The 19418-nt window shown below is 71.8% G+C and carries 17 protein-coding genes; 10 read left to right on the top strand and 7 right to left on the bottom strand.

What is annotated here, in order from left to right:
* Positions 1 to 29 precede the first annotated feature (29 nt).
* Both AC1ROW_RS06870 and AC1ROW_RS06865 read right to left on the bottom strand, forming a co-directional pair.
* Positions 30 to 1745, bottom strand: coding sequence for a phospho-sugar mutase (locus AC1ROW_RS06870; protein WP_493018087.1), 1716 nt, complete (start codon positions 1743 to 1745; stop codon positions 30 to 32).
* Positions 1742 to 2575, bottom strand: coding sequence for a purine-nucleoside phosphorylase (locus AC1ROW_RS06865; protein ID WP_493018086.1), 834 nt, complete (start codon positions 2573 to 2575; stop codon positions 1742 to 1744). Before AC1ROW_RS06865 ends, AC1ROW_RS06870 begins: the two co-directional genes overlap by 4 nt.
* An 84-nt stretch (positions 2576 to 2659) precedes the next feature.
* On the opposite strand from AC1ROW_RS06865, the gene AC1ROW_RS06860 reads away from it, so the two are divergent.
* The 3 genes from AC1ROW_RS06860 to AC1ROW_RS06850 all read left to right on the top strand — a co-directional run bounded on the left by AC1ROW_RS06860 (position 2660) and on the right by AC1ROW_RS06850 (position 7031).
* A complete protein-coding gene (locus tag AC1ROW_RS06860; protein ID WP_493018085.1) occupies positions 2660 to 4096 on the top strand; it encodes an NAD(P)H-quinone dehydrogenase in 1437 nt (478 codons plus the stop codon).
* A gap of 15 nt (positions 4097 to 4111) precedes the next feature.
* On the top strand, positions 4112 to 5989 hold the full coding sequence (locus tag AC1ROW_RS06855) for a cation:proton antiporter domain-containing protein (protein WP_493018084.1): 1878 nt from the start codon (positions 4112 to 4114) through the stop codon (positions 5987 to 5989).
* 196 nt (positions 5990 to 6185) lie between these two features.
* Entirely contained in the window at positions 6186 to 7031 is an 846-nt protein-coding gene (locus AC1ROW_RS06850) for a type IV toxin-antitoxin system AbiEi family antitoxin domain-containing protein (RefSeq protein WP_493018083.1), read from the top strand.
* Positions 7032 to 7088: 57 nt separating this feature from the next.
* Here AC1ROW_RS06850 and AC1ROW_RS06845 read toward each other — a convergent pair whose 3' ends face one another.
* Both AC1ROW_RS06845 and AC1ROW_RS06840 read right to left on the bottom strand, forming a co-directional pair.
* Positions 7089 to 8852 carry an acetyl/propionyl/methylcrotonyl-CoA carboxylase subunit alpha gene (locus tag AC1ROW_RS06845; protein ID WP_493018082.1) on the bottom strand — a complete coding sequence of 588 codons (1764 nt, stop codon included), beginning with the start codon at positions 8850 to 8852 and terminating at the stop codon, positions 7089 to 7091.
* Positions 8853 to 8975: 123 nt separating this feature from the next.
* Positions 8976 to 9611: a Maf family protein gene (locus AC1ROW_RS06840; protein ID WP_493018373.1), complete on the bottom strand. Its 636-nt coding sequence runs from the start codon at positions 9609 to 9611 to the stop codon at positions 8976 to 8978.
* A 24-nt stretch (positions 9612 to 9635) separates the two neighbouring features.
* On the opposite strand from AC1ROW_RS06840, the gene AC1ROW_RS06835 reads away from it, so the two are divergent.
* The 4 genes from AC1ROW_RS06835 to AC1ROW_RS06820 are packed head-to-tail and all read left to right on the top strand — an operon-like array spanning position 9636 to position 13923.
* Entirely contained in the window at positions 9636 to 10925 is a 1290-nt protein-coding gene (locus tag AC1ROW_RS06835; RefSeq protein WP_493018081.1) for a class I SAM-dependent RNA methyltransferase, read from the top strand.
* 40 nt (positions 10926 to 10965) lie between these two features.
* Positions 10966 to 11625: a response regulator transcription factor gene (locus AC1ROW_RS06830; RefSeq protein WP_493018080.1), complete on the top strand. Its 660-nt coding sequence runs from the start codon at positions 10966 to 10968 to the stop codon at positions 11623 to 11625.
* Entirely contained in the window at positions 11612 to 12892 is a 1281-nt protein-coding gene (locus tag AC1ROW_RS06825; protein WP_493018079.1) for a sensor histidine kinase, read from the top strand. Before AC1ROW_RS06830 ends, AC1ROW_RS06825 begins: the two co-directional genes overlap by 14 nt.
* Positions 12889 to 13923 (top strand): DUF8320 family protein, encoded by a 1035-nt coding sequence (locus AC1ROW_RS06820; protein WP_493018078.1) that lies wholly within the window; start codon positions 12889 to 12891, stop codon positions 13921 to 13923. Before AC1ROW_RS06825 ends, AC1ROW_RS06820 begins: the two co-directional genes overlap by 4 nt.
* A gap of 369 nt (positions 13924 to 14292) precedes the next feature.
* On the opposite strand, the gene AC1ROW_RS06815 is transcribed toward AC1ROW_RS06820, so the two are convergent.
* Both AC1ROW_RS06815 and AC1ROW_RS06810 read right to left on the bottom strand, forming a co-directional pair.
* On the bottom strand, positions 14293 to 14547 hold the full coding sequence (locus AC1ROW_RS06815) for an acyl-CoA carboxylase epsilon subunit (protein WP_493018077.1): 255 nt from the start codon (positions 14545 to 14547) through the stop codon (positions 14293 to 14295).
* Positions 14544 to 16157, bottom strand: a complete 1614-nt coding sequence (locus AC1ROW_RS06810) for an acyl-CoA carboxylase subunit beta (protein ID WP_493018076.1) — start codon at positions 16155 to 16157, stop codon at positions 14544 to 14546. Before AC1ROW_RS06810 ends, AC1ROW_RS06815 begins: the two co-directional genes overlap by 4 nt.
* Positions 16158 to 16233: 76 nt before the next feature.
* Between AC1ROW_RS06810 and AC1ROW_RS06805 the strand changes: the two genes are divergently transcribed.
* Both AC1ROW_RS06805 and AC1ROW_RS06800 read left to right on the top strand, forming a co-directional pair.
* Entirely contained in the window at positions 16234 to 16995 is a 762-nt protein-coding gene (locus AC1ROW_RS06805; protein ID WP_493018075.1) for a biotin--[acetyl-CoA-carboxylase] ligase, read from the top strand.
* Positions 16996 to 17003: 8 nt separating this feature from the next.
* Complete coding sequence (locus tag AC1ROW_RS06800) at positions 17004 to 17552, top strand: PH domain-containing protein (RefSeq protein ID WP_493018074.1); 549 nt, start codon at positions 17004 to 17006, stop codon at positions 17550 to 17552.
* Here the strand turns inward: AC1ROW_RS06800 and AC1ROW_RS06795 are convergent.
* Positions 17514 to 18086, bottom strand: coding sequence for a GtrA family protein (locus AC1ROW_RS06795; protein ID WP_493018073.1), 573 nt, complete (start codon positions 18084 to 18086; stop codon positions 17514 to 17516). The two genes, AC1ROW_RS06800 and AC1ROW_RS06795, sit on opposite strands and share 39 nt — an antisense overlap.
* A gap of 119 nt (positions 18087 to 18205) precedes the next feature.
* On the opposite strand from AC1ROW_RS06795, the gene AC1ROW_RS06790 reads away from it, so the two are divergent.
* Positions 18206 to 19345, top strand: coding sequence for a 5-(carboxyamino)imidazole ribonucleotide synthase (locus AC1ROW_RS06790; RefSeq protein ID WP_493018072.1), 1140 nt, complete (start codon positions 18206 to 18208; stop codon positions 19343 to 19345).
* Positions 19346 to 19418 lie beyond the last annotated feature (73 nt).

The raw sequence follows: 19418 nt of genomic DNA, 5'->3' as shown, positions 1-19418 counted from the left end.
GGCGACATTCGTGACGAATGTCGGGGCGATTACGCGGTGAGTTCGCGCATGGCGGCGGCGAGGGCGGCGACGCGGGCGGTCGCGGTGGCGCGGCGCTCCGCGACGGTCCCCTCGTCGCTGGAGGCGTCGATGTAGATCTTCAGCTTGGGCTCGGTGCCGCTCGGGCGGACCATGACGCGTGAGCCGTCCGCGAGGACGATGCGCAGCACGTCGCTGGGTGGCAGGGCGCCGAAGCCGTCGCGGAGGTCGTCGATGTGGTCGACAGCCACGTCGCCCAGCCTGCTCGGCGGGGTCGCGCGCAGCGCGGCCATGATCTCGCCGATGCGGGACAGGTCGGTGACCCGCAGCGAGATCTGGTCGCTCGCGAAGTAGCCGAAGCGCTCCGCGAACGCGTCCAGGTGGTCCGCGATCGTGCGGCCGGAGGCGGCCAGCTCGTTCGCGAGGTCGAGGAAGGCTGTCGCGGCCGAGATACCGTCCTTGTCGCGGATGGTCTGCGGGTTGACCAGGTAACCGAGCGCCTCCTCGAAGCCGTAGATCAGGCCGGGCGCGCGGGAGACCCATTTGAACCCGGTGAGGGTGTCCGCGAAGTCGAGGTGGTACGCGGCGGCGACGGCCGCGAGGGCCGGTGACGACACGATCGAGCAGGCGAGCGCACCGAAGGGGGCCCCGGCGGTCGAGGACCGCTCGGCGAGCTCCGCGGCGCGCCAGCCGAGCAGCGCGCCGACCTCGTTGCCGCTCAGCCGGCGGTAGCCGTCGGCCGAGTCGTCCGGGATGGCGACGGCGAGCCGGTCCGCGTCCGGGTCGTTCGCGATGATCAGGTCCACGCCTGCGGCGCGTCCGGTCGCGAACGCCAGATCCATCGCGCCCGGCTCCTCCGGGTTGGGGAACGCCACGGTCGGGAAGGCGGCATCGGGGTCGCGCTGCTCCAGCACCACCGCCGCCGTGGAGAATCCGGCACGCTCGAAGACGGCCTCCGCCGTGCGCCAGCCGACGCCGTGCATCGCGGTGTAGGCGAACGAGACGGCGTCCCGCGGCGTGGTCGTGGTCGCGACGGCAGCTGTGGCCTCGATGTACGCGGACTCCACATCGCCCGACGCGACCTCGAACTGCTCCGAGCGCGGCAAGTCGCGGATGTCGCCTTTCGCGACCTGCAGGATGCGCGCCTCGATCTGGGCGTCGGTCGGCGAGACGATCTGCGAGCCGTGGTTCACCCCGCCCAGGTAGACCTTGTAGCCGTTGTCGTCCGCCGGATTGTGACTTGCCGTGACCATGACGCCGGCGCTCACGTCCAGGTGGCGCACGGCGAACGCGAGCACCGGGGTCGGCAGCAGCCGGGGGAGCAGGACCGCGCGCACGCCGGCGCCTGCCATCAGCTCAGCGGTGTCGCGGGCGAAGACGTCGGAGTTCTTCCGTCCGTCGTAGCCGATGACCACCGACGGCTGTCCGCCCGCCGCGTGCTCCAGCAGCCAGCGGGCGAAGCCGGCGGCGGCCTGGGAGACCAGGACGCGGTTCATCCGGTTGGGCCCGGCGGCGAGCTCACCGCGGAGGCCGGCGGTCCCGAACTCGAGCCGCGTGTCGAACCGCGCGTGGAGGTCGGCGATCGCCACCGCGGACCCGGCCTCGGCGGCCACGATCAGCGACCGCAGCTCCTCGCGGGTCTCAGGGTCGGGGTCCTGAGCGAGCCAGGCGCGCGCCTCGGCGAGGAGCTGGGGCGTGTCGAGGGCGCTTCCGTTGGTTGGGGTCACAGGGCCTCCACGATCCGGGCGAGCAGGGCGCCGATCACCGGCTCGGCCTCGCGGCCGGCCTCGATGACCTCCTGGTGGCTGAGCGGGGTCTTCTGGATGCCGGCGGCCAGATTGGTGACCAGCGACATGCCGAGGATCTCCATGCCGGCCTGACGCGCGGCGATGGCTTCCAGCGCGGTCGACATTCCGACGATGTGGCCGCCGATCGCCTTGGCCATCTGCACCTCGGCCGGCGTCTCGTAGTGCGGGCCGCGGAACTGCGTGTACACGCCCTCGTCGAGGCTCGGGTCGATGGTCTTCGCCAGCTCGCGCAGGCGTTTCGAGTACAGGTCGGTGAGGTCGATGAAGGTCGCGCCCTCCAACGGGGAGTCCGCAGTCAGGTTGATGTGGTCGCTGATCAGCACCGGCGTGCCCGGTTTCCAATGCTCCTTGATGCCGCCCGCGCCGTTGGTGAGGACCATCGTGGTCGCGCCGGCGGCCGCGGCGGTGCGGACGCTGTGCACGACCCGGCGCACGCCGTGGCCTTCGTAGTAGTGGGTGCGCGCGCCGATGACGAGCGCGTGCTTGCCGTTCGCGAGGCGGAGCGAGCGCAGGGTGCCGGCGTGGCCCTCCAGTGCCGGCTTGCTGAAGCCGAGGATCTCGTGGGCCGGGATGACGGCGACGGTCTCGCCGATCAGGTCGGCGGCCTTGCCCCAGCCGCTGCCGAGCGTGAGGGCGATGTCGTGCTTCTCGACGCCGGTCTTCTCGGCGAGCTGCCGAGCCGCCTCCTGCGCGACCTCGAACGGGTCGGCTGCGGGGTCGTCGAGCGGGTTCTGAGTGGTTTCGAGCATGAGGCAACTCTACTGAGCGGCCCCCGGCGGTACAGCGTGCGCCGGGTTGCGCATCGGTGCACCGGGATACGGAAGAATAAGTGCATGGCCTATGAATTCGAGCGGAAGCAGCGCATCGCCGTCCTCGGCGGCGGACCGGGCGGTTACGAGGCGGCCCTCGCCGGCGCGCAGCTCGGCGCGGACGTCACGCTCGTGGAGCGCTCCGGCGTCGGCGGCTCGGCCGTCATCACCGACGTCGTCCCCTCGAAGAGCCTCATCGCCACCGCGGAGGCCACCAACTCCATCGCCGAGGCGACCGACCTCGGCGTCCAGTTCTTCTCGCGCGGCGAGAGCGGCAAGCCGGTGCGGCCCGAGATCGCGGTCAACCTCGCCGCGGTCAACAAGCGCCTGGTCGGCCTCGCCCGCCAGCAGTCGGAGGACATGCGCGCAGAGCTCGTGCGCGCCGGCGTCCGCATCGTCACCGGCGAGGGCCGGCTCGACGGCGAGAACGCGATCATCGTGTCGACCGGAACCGGCGACTCCGGCACCGACTTCGACCGGGTGGAGGCCGACACCATCGTGATCGCGGTCGGCGCGAGCCCGCGCATCCTCTCCTCCGCGGTCCCGGACGGGGAGCGGATCCTCACCTGGACCCAGCTCTACGACCTCGCCACCGTGCCCGAGCACCTGATCGTGGTCGGGTCGGGCGTGACCGGCGCGGAGTTCGCGTCCGCGTACACCGCCCTCGGCTCGAAGGTGACACTGATCTCGTCGCGCGACCAGGTCCTCCCGGGCGAGGACGCCGACGCCGCCCGCGTCATCGAGAACGTCTTCAAGCGCAACGGCATGCAGGTGCTGTCGAAATCGCGCGCCGAGTCCGTGGTCCGCACCGAGAAGGGCGTCGTCGCGACGCTCACCGACGGCCGCACGGTGGAGGGCAGCCACTGTCTGATGGCCGTCGGCTCCATCCCGAACACCGCGGGCATCGGGCTGGAAGAGGCGGGCGTGCAGCTCACGCCGTCGGGCCACATCCGGGTCAACCGGGTCGCGCGCACCTCGATCCCGAACATCTACGCCGCCGGCGACTGCTCCGACCTGCTGCCGCTGGCCTCCGTCGCCTCCATGCAGGGCCGCACCGCGGTCTTCCACGCGATGGGCGACGCGGTCAACCCGATCGAGCTGCGCAACGTCACCTCCAACATCTTCACGCAGCCCGAGATCGCGACGGTCGGCTGGAACCAGAAGCAGATCGAGGAAGGCATCGCGCAGGGCGACATCTACAAGCTGCCGCTGAAGTCCAACCCGCGCGCCAAGATGCTCGGCATCCGCGACGGCTTCGTGAAACTGTTCGCGCGGACAGGGTCGGGTACTGTGATCGGCGGCGTGATCGTCGCACCGCGGGCCTCCGAGCTGATCTTCCCGCTCGCGCTGGCGGTGGAGCACCGGCTCACGGTGGACCAGGTGGCGAGGGCGTTCACGGTGTACCCGTCGCTCTCCGGATCCATCTCGGACGCCGCGCGGGCGATGCACATCGTGCTCTAGGCGGGAGGCCACCGGATGGAGGAGGTCCTGGTCGTCGGCGTCCTCGCCGTGCTGACCATCGCGGCCGCCACCGTCTACGGGCAGCGCTTCGGGGTGGCGTCGCCGCTCATCCTCGTCGTGGTCGGCATCCTGGTCTCCTTCCTGCCGTTCGTCCCGGTGCTGGAGGTCCAGCCCCAGTGGATCATCGCCGGGGTGCTTCCGCCGCTGCTCTACTCGGCGTCGGTGTCGATGCCGTCGATGAACTTCCGGCGGGAGTTCGGCGCGATCGGCGGGCTCTCGGTGGTGCTCGTGATCGTGAGCTCGGTGCTGCTCGGGATCTTCTTCGCCTGGGTCATCCCGGGCCTGGGACTGGCGTGGGGCGTGGCGCTCGGCGCGATCGTGAGCCCGACAGACGCGGTCGCGACCGGCATCGTGAAGCGCGCCGGGGTCTCTCCGCGTGTGGTCGCGATCCTGGAGGGCGAGAGCCTGCTCAACGACGCGACCGCGCTGGTGCTGCTGCGGGCGGCGGTCGCGGCCGCGGCGGTGGCCTCCTTCACGCTCGGCGCGGTGACGCTGTCGTTCCTGTACTCCGTCGTCGTCGCGGTGGTGTTCGGCTGGATCGTCGGACGGCTGAACCTGGTCGTGCGGGCGCGGGTCAAAGACGCGACGGTGAACACGGTGCTGTCGTTCACGGTGCCGTTCCTGGCCTCCATCCCGGCGGAGGCGCTGGGGGCCTCCGGGCTGGTCGCGGCGGTCGTCGCCGGGCTGATCACCGGCAGCCGCGGGCCGCGGGTGCTGTCGCCGGAGCACCGGCTGTCGGACACCCAGAACTGGCGGACGGTCGAGCTCGTCCTGGAGGGCATGATCTTCCTGACGATGGGCCTGGAGCTGTTCGGCATCGTCCAGAAGGTGCAGAAGGACCACTCCGGGGTGCTGCCTGCGGTCGGCATCGCGGCGGCGGCGCTGCTGCTCACGCTGGTGGTGCGGGCCGCGTTCGTGGCCCCGCTGCTGGCTCTCCTGGCCCGCCGCGGGCGCCGGCGCGAGCGGATGCGGCCGGCGCTGACCAAGCTGCAGGAGCGGCTGGAAGACCCGGAGGCCGCGCGGCGGCTGCTGGAGCAGGGGCCGCCGCCGCCGGACGCTGCGGTCGCGCTGCCGGAGGGAGTGGACCCGGCCGAAGACCCGGATGCCCACGCGGACGTGCTCGCGGCCGACCCGGCCGTCGCGCATGCCGAGGTGGCCAAGGTCGCTGGGGTCCCGGAGGCCGCGGCCGTGACGCGCGACCGGCTCGGGGCGACGCCGTCGGGCTGGCGCGGCCGGCTGATCCGTCGGCAGCGGCGGCGGCAGCGGGCCTGGACCGTCGAGAACATCGCCCGGTTCGGCACGCGGCTGCGGCGGGTGCTGGCGGACATCGACTACTTCACCGGGACGCCACTGGGGTGGCGCGAGGGGACCATCGTGGTCTGGGCCGGCATGCGCGGGGCGGTCACCGTCGCCGCGGCGCAGAGCCTCCCGTCGAACACGCCGGGCCGATCCGTGCTCGTGCTGATCGCGTTCCTGGTCGCCGCCGGGTCGCTGCTGCTGCAGGGAGGGACGCTCGGGCTGGCGCTGCGCGTGGTGAAGCCGACGGCCTCCGACCCGCAGGCCGAGAAGGAGGAGCGGCGGCGGCTGCTGGAGCTGCTGCACGAGGCGGGGGAGGCGGTGCCGACGCCGTCGACGACCGAGCGGACCCCGGAGGCGTTCAACGAGCACAAGGCCGCGCGGCTGAAGCGCATCCGCGCCCAGCGCGACGCGCTGCTCGACGCCCGCGACGACGGCACCTTCAGCGCCGACGTGCTGGCCGGCGCCCTCAGCAACCTCGACGCCGACGAGATCAGCATCGACCTCAAGGGCGACCCCACCGAGGCCACCGGCTAACCCCGCACGCCTCCCGTAGCTCCGGAGACCACGGCCCACCCGGCCCGATTCTCCGGAACTACGGACTCCCGCACGGCGTGTCCCCGCATTCCTCCGGATTTGCCGACCTCCCTCCCAACCGCTGCCCGTCGCCGGCTTCTCCACAGATCTCACGTCGGCGTGCTCCGTTGCGCGCTCCACCATCGAGGCTGGCTCGATGACGTGGATAAACCTCCTCGCCGGGCTCGGCGGGATCGCGACCTCGAACCAGTTGATCGCGGGCGGTGTCACGGCCCGCGAACTCACCGCCGCAGTCCGCGACGGTCGTCTGATGCGGCCGCGGCGGGGCGTCTATGCCCTGCCCTCGGCGCCACCGCTCGCCGTCGCCGCGGTCGCCAACGGCGGCCGGCTGTCGTGCGTGTCCGCGGCCCGGAGCTACGGCTTGTGGGGCGGCGTCGACGGTCGGACGCATCTGCGCGTGCCGTCGCACGCCACTCGTCTGCCGAACGGTGACTGCGTCCGCCACTGGGTGGACGGTGATCCGCATCCCGAATGCTGGCGCGTCTCGGTTCCCGACTGCCTCCGGTCAGTGGCCAGGTGCGCTACCGAGGAGACGGCGGTGGCAGTGCTCGACACCGCACTCAGCGCAGGGCTCGTAGCGCTCCCTGGTATCGAGCGGATCTTCTCCAACCAGCCCACCTGGGTGCGAGCCATCGCGGCGCGGGCGCGGCCGGGCTCCGACTCCGGGATCGAGTCCCTGTTCCGGCAGCGTCTGGAATCGCGCGGGCATGTCGTGGAGCAGCAGGTCCACGTGACGGGCGTCGGCAGAGTCGATATGCGAATCGACGGAATCCTGTACCTCGAACTCGACGGCTTCGCCTACCATTCGGGCCGCGAGGCGTTCGAGCGGGATCGCGCACGCGATGCCGGGTTGGCGCTGGCGGGCGGCCGCCGGCTCCGGGTTTCAGCGCGGCAGGTGCTGGAGGAGTGGGAGTCGGTCCTCAGCGTCGTGGAGGGTGTGTTGGCTGTTCCGGAGAAACGTGGCTCGGTGGCCCTTAAATGACCGTAACTCCGGAGAACCGGGCCGAAATGGGGCGAGTCTCCGGAGGTACGGGGTGGGTTAGACGATGTTGAGGAGGAGGTGGCCGGAGGAGACGGTCTCGCCGACGGTGGCGTTGACGCCGGCGATGGTGCCGTCCTTGTGTGCGGTGAGGGGCTGCTCCATCTTCATGGCCTCGAGCACCAGCACCAGGTCGCCCTTGACGACCTCGTCGCCGTCGGCGACCGCGACCTTCACGACGGTCGCCTGCATGGGCGCGGTCACCGAGTCGCCGGTCGCCGTGTTCACGGCGTGGGCGCCGGAGCGGCGGCGCGGGGCGGGAGCGGCAGGCTCGGCCGGGCCGCCGCCGTTGAGGAGGCGCGCGGGCAGCGACACCTCGATGCGCTTGCCCTCGACCTCGACCACGACGTTGCTGCGGCGCTCGGCGGCGCCGGTGTCGCCCAGCTCGCCGGCCCACGGCTCGACGCCGCCTGCCCACTCGGTCTCGATCCAGCGGGTGTAGATCGAGAACGGCTCGCCGTCCTGCGGCGCGAAGGCGGCGTCGCGCACGATCGCGCGGTGGAAGGGCAGCACGGTCGGCAGGCCGGCGACCTCGAACTCGTCGAGGGCGCGGCGGGCGCGCTCCAGCGCCTCGTCGCGGCTGGCGCCGGTCACGATGAGCTTCGCGAGCATGGAGTCGAACGCGCCGGAGATGACGTCGCCGGCCTGGATGCCGCTGTCCACGCGGACGCCGGGGCCGCCGGGGGCCCGGAACACGTGCACGGGGCCGGGGGAGGGGATGAAGTTGCGGCCGGCGTCCTCGCCGTTGATGCGGAACTCGAACGAGTGGCCGCGCGGCGCCGGGTCGGCGTAGTCGAGCTCGCCGCCCTCGGCGAGGCGGAACTGCTCGCGCACGAGGTCGATGCCGGTGACCTCCTCGGAGACCGGGTGCTCGACCTGGAGACGGGTGTTGACCTCCAGGAACGACACCGTGCCGTCCTTGCCGATCAGGAACTCGCAGGTGCCGGCGCCCTGGTAGCCGACCTCCTTGAGGATGGCCTTCGACGCCGAGTAGAGCTTGTCGAGCTGCTCAGGGGTGAGGAATGGCGCCGGCGCCTCCTCGACCAGCTTCTGGTGGCGGCGCTGCAGCGAGCAGTCGCGGGTGGAGACCACGACCACGTTGCCGTAGGCGTCCGCGAGGCACTGGGTCTCGACGTGGCGCGGCTGGTCGAGGTACTTCTCCACGAAGCACTCGCCGCGGCCGAACGCGGCGATGGCCTCGCGGGTGGCGGAGTCGAACAGCTCGGCGACCTCGTCGCGGGTGCGGGCGACCTTGAGGCCGCGGCCGCCGCCGCCGAACGCCGCCTTGATGGCGACCGGGAGGCCGTGCTCGTCGACGAATTCCAGGACCTCGGCCGCGTCGGCGACCGGGTTGAGGGTGCCGGGGGCGAGCGGCGCGCCGACCTTCTCGGCGACGTGGCGGGCCGACACCTTGTCGCCGAGGCGTTCGATGGCCTCCGGCGACGGGCCGATCCAGGTCAGGCCGGCCGCGATGACGGCGCGCGCGAAGTCGGCGTTCTCGGCGAGGAAGCCGTAGCCGGGGTGCACGGCGTCGGCGCTGGAGCGGCGGGCGACCGAGAGGATCTTGTCGATGACCAGGTAGGTCTCGGCGCTGGTCGTGCCCTCGAGGGCGTACGCCTCGTCGGCGAGCCGTACGTGGAGGGCGTCGCGATCCTGGTCGGCGTAGACGGCGACGGAGGCGATTCCGCTGTCTTTCGCGGCACGGATGACGCGGACGGCGATCTCGCCGCGGTTGGCGATGAGGACCTTCGAGATACGGGGCACAATTCCCTAGCCTATTCCGGGAGGCCATCGAGCTTTTGGACGATCCCCACAAAAAAGCCTGGGCAGTGCTTCAGAGAGTCGACAAGTGACAGTGCGCGCGACCCGTGACAGCGGATCCCGGGTTCAGGCCCGGTTCCACAGCTCCGTCCACTCGACGCCGAGCCGGCGAACCAGGTCGCGGAGTGTGGACAGCGACAGCCCGACGACGGTGCTGGGGTCGCCTTCCACCCGCGTGATGAACGGGCCGCCGAGGCTGTCGACGGTGAACGCGCCCGCGACCTCCAGCGGCTCACCGCTCGCCACGTACGCGTCGATCTCCGCGTCGCTGACGTCGGCGAACGTGACCGCGGCCACCGCCGTCGCGCCGACCGCCCCGTTCTCGCGCCCGTCGCGGTGGTCGATCAGCCAGTGCCCGGAGTGCAGCATCCCGGTGCGCCCGCGCTGCTGCAGCCAGCGCTCGCGGGCGACCTCGGGCAGGTGCGGCTTGCCGTGGATGTGCCCGTCGATCGCGAACGCCGAGTCGCCGCCGAGGATCAGGCCGTCGATCGGCTCCCCGCCCAGCGTCCCGCGCACGGCCTCCGCCTTGAGCCGCGCGAGGAGCTGGACCATCGCCTGAGGCGACAGCGGTCCGTGCTCGGCCTCGGCCGCCGTGACAGCCGCCGGCTCGTCCACGTGCGACGGCACCACGATCGGTTCGACGCCGGCCGCGCGCAGCAGGGCGAGGCGGGCCGGGGAGGTGGAGGCGAGGTAGAGGCGCATGGTCACCTGTGGGATGCTCGATGGATGCCCCAGAAGGACGAGGTCGAACTCGACATTATCAACGTCGCGCACGGCGGCGTGTTCGTCGCCCGCCACGAGGGCCGCGTGGTGTTCGTGCCGGACACCATCCCCGGGGAGCGGGTCCGCGCGCGCGTGGCCGACACCGCGCACGACCGGTTCTGGCGTGCGGAGCTGCTGGAGGTGCTGGAGCCGGCGCCTGAGCGGCAGGAGCACGTCTGGGGTGCCGCATCGGCGAGCCGGGCCCCCGGGCAACGGGCCGGCGGCGCCGAGTTCGGCCACATCCGGCTCGACCACCAGCGCGAGCTCAAGCGCCGCGTGATCGTGGACGCCCTCCAGCGCACGGCTAAGCTCGACGCCGAGACCATCGAGACGCTCGGCGCAGGCACGGGCCCGGTGGTGGAGGCCGTGCCCGGCGAGACCGAGGACGGCACCGGCTGGCGCACGCGCGTCCGCCTCCAGGTCGGCGAGGACGGCGCGATCGGGCCGTACGCCGCCCGCACTCACACCATCGTCCCGGTCACCGACCTCCCGCTCGCGACGGCCGCCGTCGAGGAGTCCACCCCGTTCGGCCAGCGCTTCCCCGGCGCGGAGTCGGTCGACGTGGTGGCGACCGGCAGCGGCGCGACCCACGTGCTGGTCAACGACCGCCCCGAGCGGCGCGGCAAGCGGCTGGTCCGCCCGCGCCGCCGCCCGGTGCCGATCCGCGAGCGGGTGGGCGAGCGCGAGTTCCGGCTCGACGCCCGCGGGTTCTGGCAGGTGCACCGCCAGGCAGCCGCGACGCTCACCGAGGCCGTCCGCTCGGCGGTGGACGAGGCGCTGTTCGACCCGCGCGCGGCGAACCTCGACCTCTACGGCGGCGTCGGCCTCCTCGCCGCGGCGCTCGGCGATCGGTTCGGCTCCACTCTCCGGATCACCTCGGTGGAGGCGGACGAGGCCGCGACCGACGACGCGGCCGAGAACCTGGCCGAGTGGGTCGGCGCGAGCGCCGTCACCGCGCGCGTGGAACGGTTCGTCACCGGACTCGCGGCCGAGGCCACCGCGGCCGAGCGCGCACGGCTGCGCGCGGCGACCGTCGTGCTCGACCCGCCGCGCTCCGGCGCCGGCCGCGAGGTCGTCGACGCCATCGCGTCGATGCGCCCGGCACAGATCGTCTACGTCGCCTGCGACCCGGTCGCCCTGGCGCGCGACGTCGCGTACTTCGCCGAGCGCGGCTACCCGTTGCGCACGCTGCGCGCCTTCGACCTGTTCCCGAACACGCACCACGTGGAGGCCGTCGCCACGCTGACTCCCTGATCGACCGGAATACATGTACCCGCGCACTACGATGGTCAGCATGGTGCGTGTGGCAATCGTCGACGATCACGAGTCCGTGCGGCTCGGGCTCAAAGCGGCCTGTCAGGACGCGGGCTACGAAGTGGTGGTCACCGCGGCGACGGTGGACGACTTCGTCCAGCAGCTCGGCGCCCGGGAGTGCGACGTCGTGGTCCTCGACCTGTCGCTCGGCGACGGCTCCAGGGTGACCGACAACGTCAAGCGCGCTCAGGCGACCGGCGCCGCCGTGCTGGTCCACAGCATCGCCGACCGGGTCGCGAGCGTGCGCGAGGCGCTCGCCGCGGGCGCAGCCGGCGTCATCCCCAAGTCCTCGCCGACCACCACCGTCATGAACGCGATCGAGACGGTCGCGCGCGGCGACGTGCTCAACAACCTGGAGTGGGCCACGGCGATCGACGCCGACAGCGACTTCGCGAAGGCCCAGCTCGGCCGCCGCGAGCGCGACGTGCTCCACCTGTACGCGTCCGGCCTGCCGCTCAAGGCGGTCGCCGCCCAGCTCGGCATCGCCAACTCGACGGCGCGCGAGTACCTCGACCGCATCCGCGTGAGGTACGTGGAGGTCGGCCGTCCCGCGCCGACGAAGGTCGACCTCCTTCGTCGCGCGGTCGAGGACGGCATCCTGCCCGGGCTCGACCCCGACACGGGCAATGAGCGCGCCTAGCGTCCCGCGCTCGGCCTCCGGGGCACCCCTCGAGTCGGCCAAGCCGCGCAATCCGCTCAGCCGGGCCAGGATCGAGCGCATCTCGGACCGCACGGTGTCGGCGTTCGGCCTCGTGTTCGGGCTCCAGACCTTCCCGACCGCGCTCGGTCAGCTGGGCGACCTGCGCAGCCCGTGGGGGCTCGTCGTCCTGGTGCTGGTCTTCGGCGGCCTCGCGTTCACGGTGCTGCTGGCGATCTTCGCGCAGCGCTTCGTGAAGGTCACGATGGGCGTGCTTGCGGTCGTGTACTTCGCCGCGATCGTCACGTGGCCGCTGCTCGCTGCCGACCCGAAGGCGTTCGCGGCGGACAAGCCGTGGGTGTGGTTCCTCTGCTCGGTCTTCACCGCGTTCGCCGCCGTCGCCTACCCGCTGTGGCTGGCGATCGCCTACACGGTCGTGACCCCGATCGCCTACGGCGTGGTGCGCGCGCTGCCGGCGGGCGGGGGCGTCGGCGCCGAGCTGGCCGGCCTGGACGCCGTCTACGCGATCATCCTCGGCGGCGTCATCCTGGCCATCATCGCGATGATGCGGCAGGCCGCGACCGCCGTCGACGTGGCGCAGAGCCAGGCGCTCGCCAAATACGGCAACGCGGTGCGCCAGCACGCGACCGAAGTGGAGCGCGTGCAGGTCGACGCGATCGTGCACGACAGTGTGCTGACCACGCTGCTGTCTGCCGCGAGCGCCCGCACCCAGGAGCAGAAGGACCTCGCCGCGCGGATGGCGGCGGACGCGATCGGCCACCTGCACGCCGCCGAGGCGTCCGGGCCGGAGGACCAGACCCAGGTCGGCGTCGAGCAGCTCACCGACCGCCTGTTGACGGCCGCGCGGGCGTTCTCCTCGCCGTTCGAGGTGGACGCGCGCGACCACGGCGAACTGCACAGCCTGCCGGTCAACGTCGCGGAGGCCATCTATTCGGCGGCCGTTCAGGCGATGGTCAACAGCATGCAGCACGCCGGCGGCGACGAGGTCCGGCGCAGCGTCGTCGTCCGCGGCGGCGAGCACGGCGCGGGGGTCCGCGTCATCGTCACCGACGACGGCCGCGGGTTCGACGCCGACGAGGTCCCGGCCGAGCGGCTGGGCCTCCGGGTGAGCATCCGCGAGCGCCTGGCGAAGGTCGGCGGGCGCGCGAACGTCGTGTCCGCGCCGGGTGAGGGCACCACGGTCACCATCGTCTGGCCCGCGGGCGAGCACGGCTCGATCGTGGAGCGCGAGCAGGAGGCCGCGGGATGATCACCCTCAACCGCGTGTTGTTCCTCGGCCTCGGAGCGCTGTTCTCGGCCTATCACCTGTTCCTCGCGCTGTCGTCGCTGTCCATCCCCCGCTCGCCGGGGCCCGCCGTCGTCGCGATGGCGCTGTACGCGGTCGCGACCGTGATCAGCCTGTGGCCGACGAGCCCGACCAAGATGCCGCTCTGGCTGGCGGCGTTCGACCTCGCCGTCTGCGTGGTCATCCCGATCCTGGTCACCAGCCAGCTGAACCCGGCCAAGGACAACGGCTACGCGACCTGGTACGTCGCCGCGGTGGGGACGCTGATGACGATCGCCGCCGTCCGCCGCCAGCAGTTGGTGGCGTGGCTCGGCGTCGGCTTCCTGGCCGTGCAGACGGTCGTCTGGGCCGGGCTCGGCGCACTCGCCGGCCTGGGCGTGATCGGCTCGGTCGTCTGGGTGGGCGTCGCCGTCGTCATCTCCGGCTCGCTCGCGAAGGCGGGGCGCGACGCCTTGCAGTTCGCCCGGGCCGAGCGGGAGGCCACCGAGTGGCAGGCCGCCCAGGAGGCGCACGTGATGGAGCGTCAGCTCCGGCTGCGGCAGACCTACCGCGTGGCGGCGCCGATGCTCGCCGAGATCGTGCGCCGCGGCGGCGACCTCACCGAGGCGGAGCGGCGCGAGTGCCGCTACCTGGAGGGCGCCATCCGCGACGAGATCCGCGGCCGCCGCCTGCTGAACGACGACGTGCGCCGGGAGGTCATGGACGCCCGCCGTCGCGGTGTGGTCGTGAGCCTGCTCGACGAGGGCGGGATCGACGACCTCGACCAGACCGGGCTGGAGACGGTCCTGCGCCGGCTCGCGGACGCCATCCGCGGCACCACGACGGACAAGCTGATCGTGCGGACGGTGCCGCGCTCCTCCAAGACCGCGGTGACAGTGGTGGGCCTGCGGATGTCCGACGACGGCGCCGCCAACGCGCTGGGCGCGGAGTCGGAGGACGACGAGGTCGACCTCTGGCTGGAGATCCCGCGCCCCCTGGCCGACGTCGTCGCCTGAGCCGTCCGCCCCTCGATGGGAGGGCGTCGCCCCGTTAACGGATGAAAGGGGCCGACACCCGAATTTGTCGGCCCCTTTTCAAACCCCGAGTCAGGACGACAACCCGAATATCGTCCTGACTCGCCCCCAAAGCACTCGCCCGCTTACCCTAGTCGGCGAGTGATTGGCGGTGTAACTCACGAGGAGAGACACCTAGCAATAACAATATTGTCGCCCCGGCCGATAAATACATAGTCGTCATTTTGGGGGACCCCTGGGGGACACTTTCCGGCCGCCTGGAAAAGCCCGTGGCGGATTGCCGCGTGTCCCGCGAGTGGGGGACTCCCCAACCGGGGTACAAATCCGGTTTCGGGGTACGCCGCGCGGGGCTCAGCCCGAGAACGAGCGCCAGACGCCGGCGCCCGGCGTGAGCGGTGTCCGGAGGCTGCGCTGGGTGCGCTGCCAGCCGTCCGGCCCGCGCTGCGGCCGGGCGTCGCGCGCAGCCGCTGCGGCCTCCGCCGCGGCCGTCGCGAGCACGGCGGTGACCGCCGCGATCTCCTCCGGCGTCACGCCCTTGGTCAGGAATCGCAGCTGCGACGGGTCGAGCGGGGACGGGCCGGACGACGCCTCGTGCGCGCCGGTCACAGCGGGATGTTCCCGTGCTTCTTCGGCGGCAGCGACGCGCGCTTGGTGCGCAGGGCCCGCAGCGCCTTGATGACCGAGATGCGCGTGGCGGCCGGCTCGATCACACCGTCGAGCTCGCCGCGCTCGGCCGCGAGGAACGGGCTGGCGACGTTGTAGGTGTACTCGCTGGCGAGGCGGGCGCGCACGGCGGCGACGTCCTCGCCGGCCTCCTCCGCGCGCTTGATCTCGCCGCGGTAGAGGATGTTGACCGCGCCCTGGCCGCCCATCACCGCGATCTCGGCCGTCGGCCACGCGAGGTTCAGGTCGGCGCCGAGCTGCTTGGAGCCCATGACGATGTAGGCGCCGCCGTAGGCCTTGCGGGTGATGATCGTCACCAGCGGGACCGTGGCCTCCGCGTAGGCGTAGAGCAGCTTGGCGCCGCGCCGGATGACGCCGGTCCACTCCTGGTCGGTGCCGGGCAGGTAACCGGGCACGTCCACCAGCGTGAGGATCGGGATGCTGAACGCGTCGCAGAACCGCACGAAGCGGGAGGCCTTCTCGCCGGCGTCGATGTTGAGCGTGCCGGCCATCGCGCTGGGCTGGTTGGCGACGATGCCGACCGAGCGGCCCTCCACGCGGGCGAAGCCGATCACGATGTTGGGCGCGAACAGCGGCTGGATCTCCAGGAACTCGCCGTCGTCGACGATCCCCTCGATGATCGTTGTCACGTCGTAGGGCTGGTTGGGGGAGTCCGGGATGATCGTGTCGAGCCGGCGGTCGGCGTCGGTGATCTCCAGTTCCGGCTCCGACTCGAACACCGGCAGCTCGGCCAGGTTGTTCTGCGGGAGGTAGCTGAGCAGAGTGCGCGCGTAGTCGAGCGCGTCCTCCTCGTCGCTGGCGAGGTAGTGCGAGACGCCGGAGATCTTGTTGTGGGTGAGCGCGCCGCCCAGCTCCTCGAAGCCGACGTCCTCGCCGGTGACGGTCTTGATCACGTCGGGTCCGGTGACGAACATGTGGCTCGACTTGTCGACCATGATCACGAAGTCGGTGAGCGCCGGGGAGTACACGGCGCCGCCGGCCGCCGGGCCCATCACGATGGAGATCTGCGGGATGACGCCGGAGGCGGCGGTGTTGCGGCGGAAGATCTCGCCGTACTTGCCGAGCGCGACCACGCCCTCCTGGATGCGCGCGCCGCCGGAGTCGAGGATGCCGATCATCGGCACGCCGGTCTTCAGCGCGTGGTCCATGACCTTGATGATCTTCTCGCCCGCGACCTCGCCGAGGCTGCCGCCGAAGATGGTGAAGTCCTGGCTGAAGACCGCCACGTTGCGGCCGTGGATGGTGCCGACGCCGGTGACGACCGCGTCGCCGTAGGGCCGCTTGGCCTCCATGCCGAACGCGTGCGTGCGGTGGCGGACGAACTCGTCGAACTCCACGAACGAGCCCTGGTCGAGGAGCAGGTCGATTCGCTCCCGGGCGGTCAGCTTGCCCTTCGCGTGCTGCTTCTCGATCGCGGCCTGGCCGCTCGCGGTCACGGCCTCGTGGAACCGCTCCTTGAGGTCGGCGAGCTTGCCGGCGGTCGTGAAGGGATCGGGGGTCTGACGTGCTTCGGTGTCGGTCACGCCGTTCACTCTACCTGCCAGCCGAACGGCGATGCCGTCTACGGATTCCTACAAATCCGCGTGCGTTCGCTGGCAGAATTGAGCAATGAACTTCCGTCGCAGCCGGGCCGTCGTCCCCGTCCTCGAGGTGCTGCCGGAGGCGGCTTCCACCAACGACGTGCTGCAGGCGCGCGCCGGCGACCTGCCCGACCTCGCCGTCGTGGTCACCGACAACCAGACCGGAGGCCGCGGCCGGCTCGGCCGGGTCTGGGTGTCCCCGCCCGGCAAGGCGCTGGCGATCTCGGTGCTGCTGCGGCCGGAGGGACTGCCCCCGGAGGCGCTCGGCTGGTTCCCGCTGCTCGCCGGGGTGGCGATGAGCCGCGCGCTCTCGGCCTTCACGAGCCGGGAGGTCGCGGTCAAGTGGCCGAACGACGTGCTGATCGATGAGGCCAAGGTGTGCGGCATCCTGTCCGAGCTGCTGCCGGGTATGGACGGCGTGATCGTCGGCGCCGGGGTGAACCTGACGCTCGCGCACGACGAGCTGCCGACGGCGACCTCCACCTCGCTCGCCCTGGCCGGCGCGAAGGACATCGACCCGGACGCGGTGCTGGCGGCCTACCTCACCCAGCTCAGCGTGCTCTACCGGGAGTTCGTGGCCGCGGGCGGCGATCCGCTCCGCAGCGCCCTGCGCGACGAGGTCGTGGAGGCCTGCCACACGATCGGCCGCTCGGTGCGTGTGGAGCTCCCCGGCGGCGGGGTGCTGCTCGGCACCGCGACGTCGATCGACGAGTCCGGCCGGCTGATCGTGGAGTCGGATGACGGCCCAACGGCGGTGGCGGCGGGCGACGTGACGCACCTGCGCTATTAATGGGATACATGAGCAGTTCGCCGGAGGGTACGCCCGCGCCGCCACCCGAGCGGGTCATCGCCCGCCTCCGGTCGAACGCGCGTGCGCTGTTCTGGCCGAGCCTCGCCCTGATCGCCGCGGCAGGGGCAGTCGGGTTCTTCGCCGGACGCGTCTCCGAGGTGTGGGAGGTCGTGCTGGTGTGGAGCGCCGCGGCCGCGGCCGTCCTCCTGCTGTTCCTGCTCCCGCTGGCCGTCTGGCTGAGCAGGCGCTACACGATCACCACCCGGCGTCTCATCATCCGGCACGGCTTCTTCGTGCGCGTGCGCCAGGAACTGCTGCACAGCCGCGGCTACGACGTCGCGGTGCGGCGCTCGTGGCTGCAGAGCATGTTCCGCTCGGGGGATGTGCTGATCAACTCCGGGCTGGACCACCCGGTCGTGCTGCGGGACGTGCCGAAGGCCGACCAGGTGCAGCGCGCGCTGAGCGAGCTGATGGAGCACGCGCAGACCGTCGTCGCGGTGCGCAGGCAGCAGTCGGAGTCAGTCTCCGACGAGACCACCGTCTGGGGTTCGCGCTAGCGTCGAGCCCGTCGTGACGGCCGGCTCGGGAGCGGTGACGAGGGTGGTCGCCGGCTGCTCGGCCTTCGCCTCGGCTCGTGCGGCCCGGGCGGGCGAGAACACCCACCAGCGGTAGAGCGCGAACCGGAACAGCATCCCGATCGCGAGACCGACGATGTTCGCCGAGATGTTGTCGGCGACGGGGTTCGCCATCCCGAGCAGGTAGTGCGAGACCCATACGCAGACCAGCGGGATCCCGGTGCCGGTGGCGAGGCTGACGGCGAAGAACTCGACGCCCTCGCGGGCGGCGTTGTCCTGGCGCTGGCCGGAGAACGCCCAGTAGCGGTTGCCGATCCAGTTGGTCAGGATGGCGATGACCGTGGCGACGATCGTCGAGTAGATCGTCGCGTGGTGCACGTTGCGCAGCACGATCAGGAGCATCACGTTGAAGACGACGAGGTTGACCCCGAAGCCGACGGCGCCCACCGCGCCGAACTTGATCAGCTGCGGGAGGATGCGCGCGGTGCGGCGCGCTGCGGTCGTCTCGGTCGTCATGCTCCAGCCTGGGTATGCGGGAAGATAGAGGTGCGTTCGCCACACTACGCGGCCCGGGTGTCCGGTATCTGGGAGTTGCCCGCGCACCGTGTGAAGAGTATCGAGGAGAGACATCGGAGATGGCCAGGAACAAGGTCGGTGTGATCGGCGGCGGACAGTTGGCCCGGATGATGATCCCTCCCGCGGTGGAGCTCGGCATCGACATCCGCGTGCTGGAGGAGGCCGAGGGGATGAGCGCCGACCTGGCCGCGACCGGCGTCGGCGACTACCGCGACCTCGACACCGTGCTCGCCTTCGCCGAGACGGTCGACGTCGTGACGTTCGACCACGAGCACGTGCCGCCGGCGATCCTGCGCGAGCTGGTCGGGCGGGGCATCCCGGTGCATCCCGGTCCCGACGCGCTGCTCTACGCGCAGGACAAGCTGCAGATGCGCGCCAAACTCAGCGAGCTGGGCCTGCCGGTGCCCGACTGGGCCGCGGTGGAGTCCGCCGACGAGCTCGGCGCGTTCCTCGCCGACCACGGCGGCCTGGCGGTCGTGAAGACGGCGCGCGGCGGCTACGACGGCAAGGGCGTGCGCGTCGTGTCGGAGGCCTCCGGCGCCGACGACTGGTTCCTCGCGCTCGCCGAGGACGGCCGCGGGGGCGCGCTGCTGGTCGAAGAGCTGGTGGACTTCCGGCGCGAGCTGGCGCAGCTCGTCGCCCGGCGCCCGTCCGGCGAGATGGCGGTCTGGCCGGTCGTGGAGACCGTGCAGCGCGACGGCGTCTGCGCCGAGGTGATCGCTCCGGCGCCCGGCTCGACCGGCCGAGTGGCGCAGGTGTCCGCCGACATCGCCCGCCACGTCGCGGAGGGCCTCGGCGTCACCGGCGTGCTCGCGGTGGAGATGTTCGAGACCACGGACGACCGGGTGCTGATCAACGAGCTGGCCATGCGCCCGCACAACAGCGGGCACTGGTCGATCGAGGGCGCCGTCACGGGTCAGTTCGAGCAGCACCTGCGCGCGGTCCTCGACCTCCCGCTCGGCTCCACGGCGCCGCGCGAGGAGTGGTCGGTCATGGTGAACATCCTCGGCGGCCCCGAGTCGGGCACGCTGCAGGACCGCTACCCGGCGGCGCTGGCGGCGCACCCTGAGGCGAAGTTCCACGGCTACGGCAAGGCGCCGCGCCCTGGCCGGAAGGTCGGGCACGTGACGGTCGGCGGCGACGACCTGGACGACGTCGTCTACCGCGCTCGCGCCGCGGCCGCCTTCTTCGAGGGCTGAGCAGGACTTCCGGCCCGACACGCCCGGCTCCCTCCTGCGCAAGCGCGCCCGGAAGGAGAATCCGCCCGATTTT

The organism is Leifsonia sp. GW821-FHT13C09 (assembly GCF_058806435.1).
The sequence above is the reverse complement of the archived record's forward strand: the minus strand, read 5'-3'. Positions and strand labels throughout refer to the sequence as shown.

Excerpts from the sequence above, each read along its gene's own strand:
- AC1ROW_RS06865 (WP_493018086.1), bottom strand. The coding sequence starts at position 2,575 with ATGCTCGAAACCACTCAGAACCCGCTCGACGACCCCGCAGCCGACCCG.
- AC1ROW_RS06860 (WP_493018085.1), top strand. The coding sequence starts at position 2,660 with ATGGCCTATGAATTCGAGCGGAAGCAGCGCATCGCCGTCCTCGGCGGC.
- AC1ROW_RS06855 (WP_493018084.1), top strand. The coding sequence starts at position 4,112 with ATGGAGGAGGTCCTGGTCGTCGGCGTCCTCGCCGTGCTGACCATCGCG.
- AC1ROW_RS06850 (WP_493018083.1), top strand. The coding sequence starts at position 6,186 with ATGACGTGGATAAACCTCCTCGCCGGGCTCGGCGGGATCGCGACCTCG.
- AC1ROW_RS06840 (WP_493018373.1), bottom strand. The coding sequence starts at position 9,611 with ATGCGCCTCTACCTCGCCTCCACCTCCCCGGCCCGCCTCGCCCTGCTG.
- AC1ROW_RS06835 (WP_493018081.1), top strand. The coding sequence starts at position 9,636 with ATGCCCCAGAAGGACGAGGTCGAACTCGACATTATCAACGTCGCGCAC.
- AC1ROW_RS06830 (WP_493018080.1), top strand. The coding sequence starts at position 10,966 with ATGGTGCGTGTGGCAATCGTCGACGATCACGAGTCCGTGCGGCTCGGG.
- AC1ROW_RS06825 (WP_493018079.1), top strand. The coding sequence starts at position 11,612 with ATGAGCGCGCCTAGCGTCCCGCGCTCGGCCTCCGGGGCACCCCTCGAG.
- AC1ROW_RS06820 (WP_493018078.1), top strand. The coding sequence starts at position 12,889 with ATGATCACCCTCAACCGCGTGTTGTTCCTCGGCCTCGGAGCGCTGTTC.
- AC1ROW_RS06805 (WP_493018075.1), top strand. The coding sequence starts at position 16,234 with ATGAACTTCCGTCGCAGCCGGGCCGTCGTCCCCGTCCTCGAGGTGCTG.
- AC1ROW_RS06800 (WP_493018074.1), top strand. The coding sequence starts at position 17,004 with ATGAGCAGTTCGCCGGAGGGTACGCCCGCGCCGCCACCCGAGCGGGTC.
- AC1ROW_RS06795 (WP_493018073.1), bottom strand. The coding sequence starts at position 18,086 with ATGACGACCGAGACGACCGCAGCGCGCCGCACCGCGCGCATCCTCCCG.
- AC1ROW_RS06790 (WP_493018072.1), top strand. The coding sequence starts at position 18,206 with ATGGCCAGGAACAAGGTCGGTGTGATCGGCGGCGGACAGTTGGCCCGG.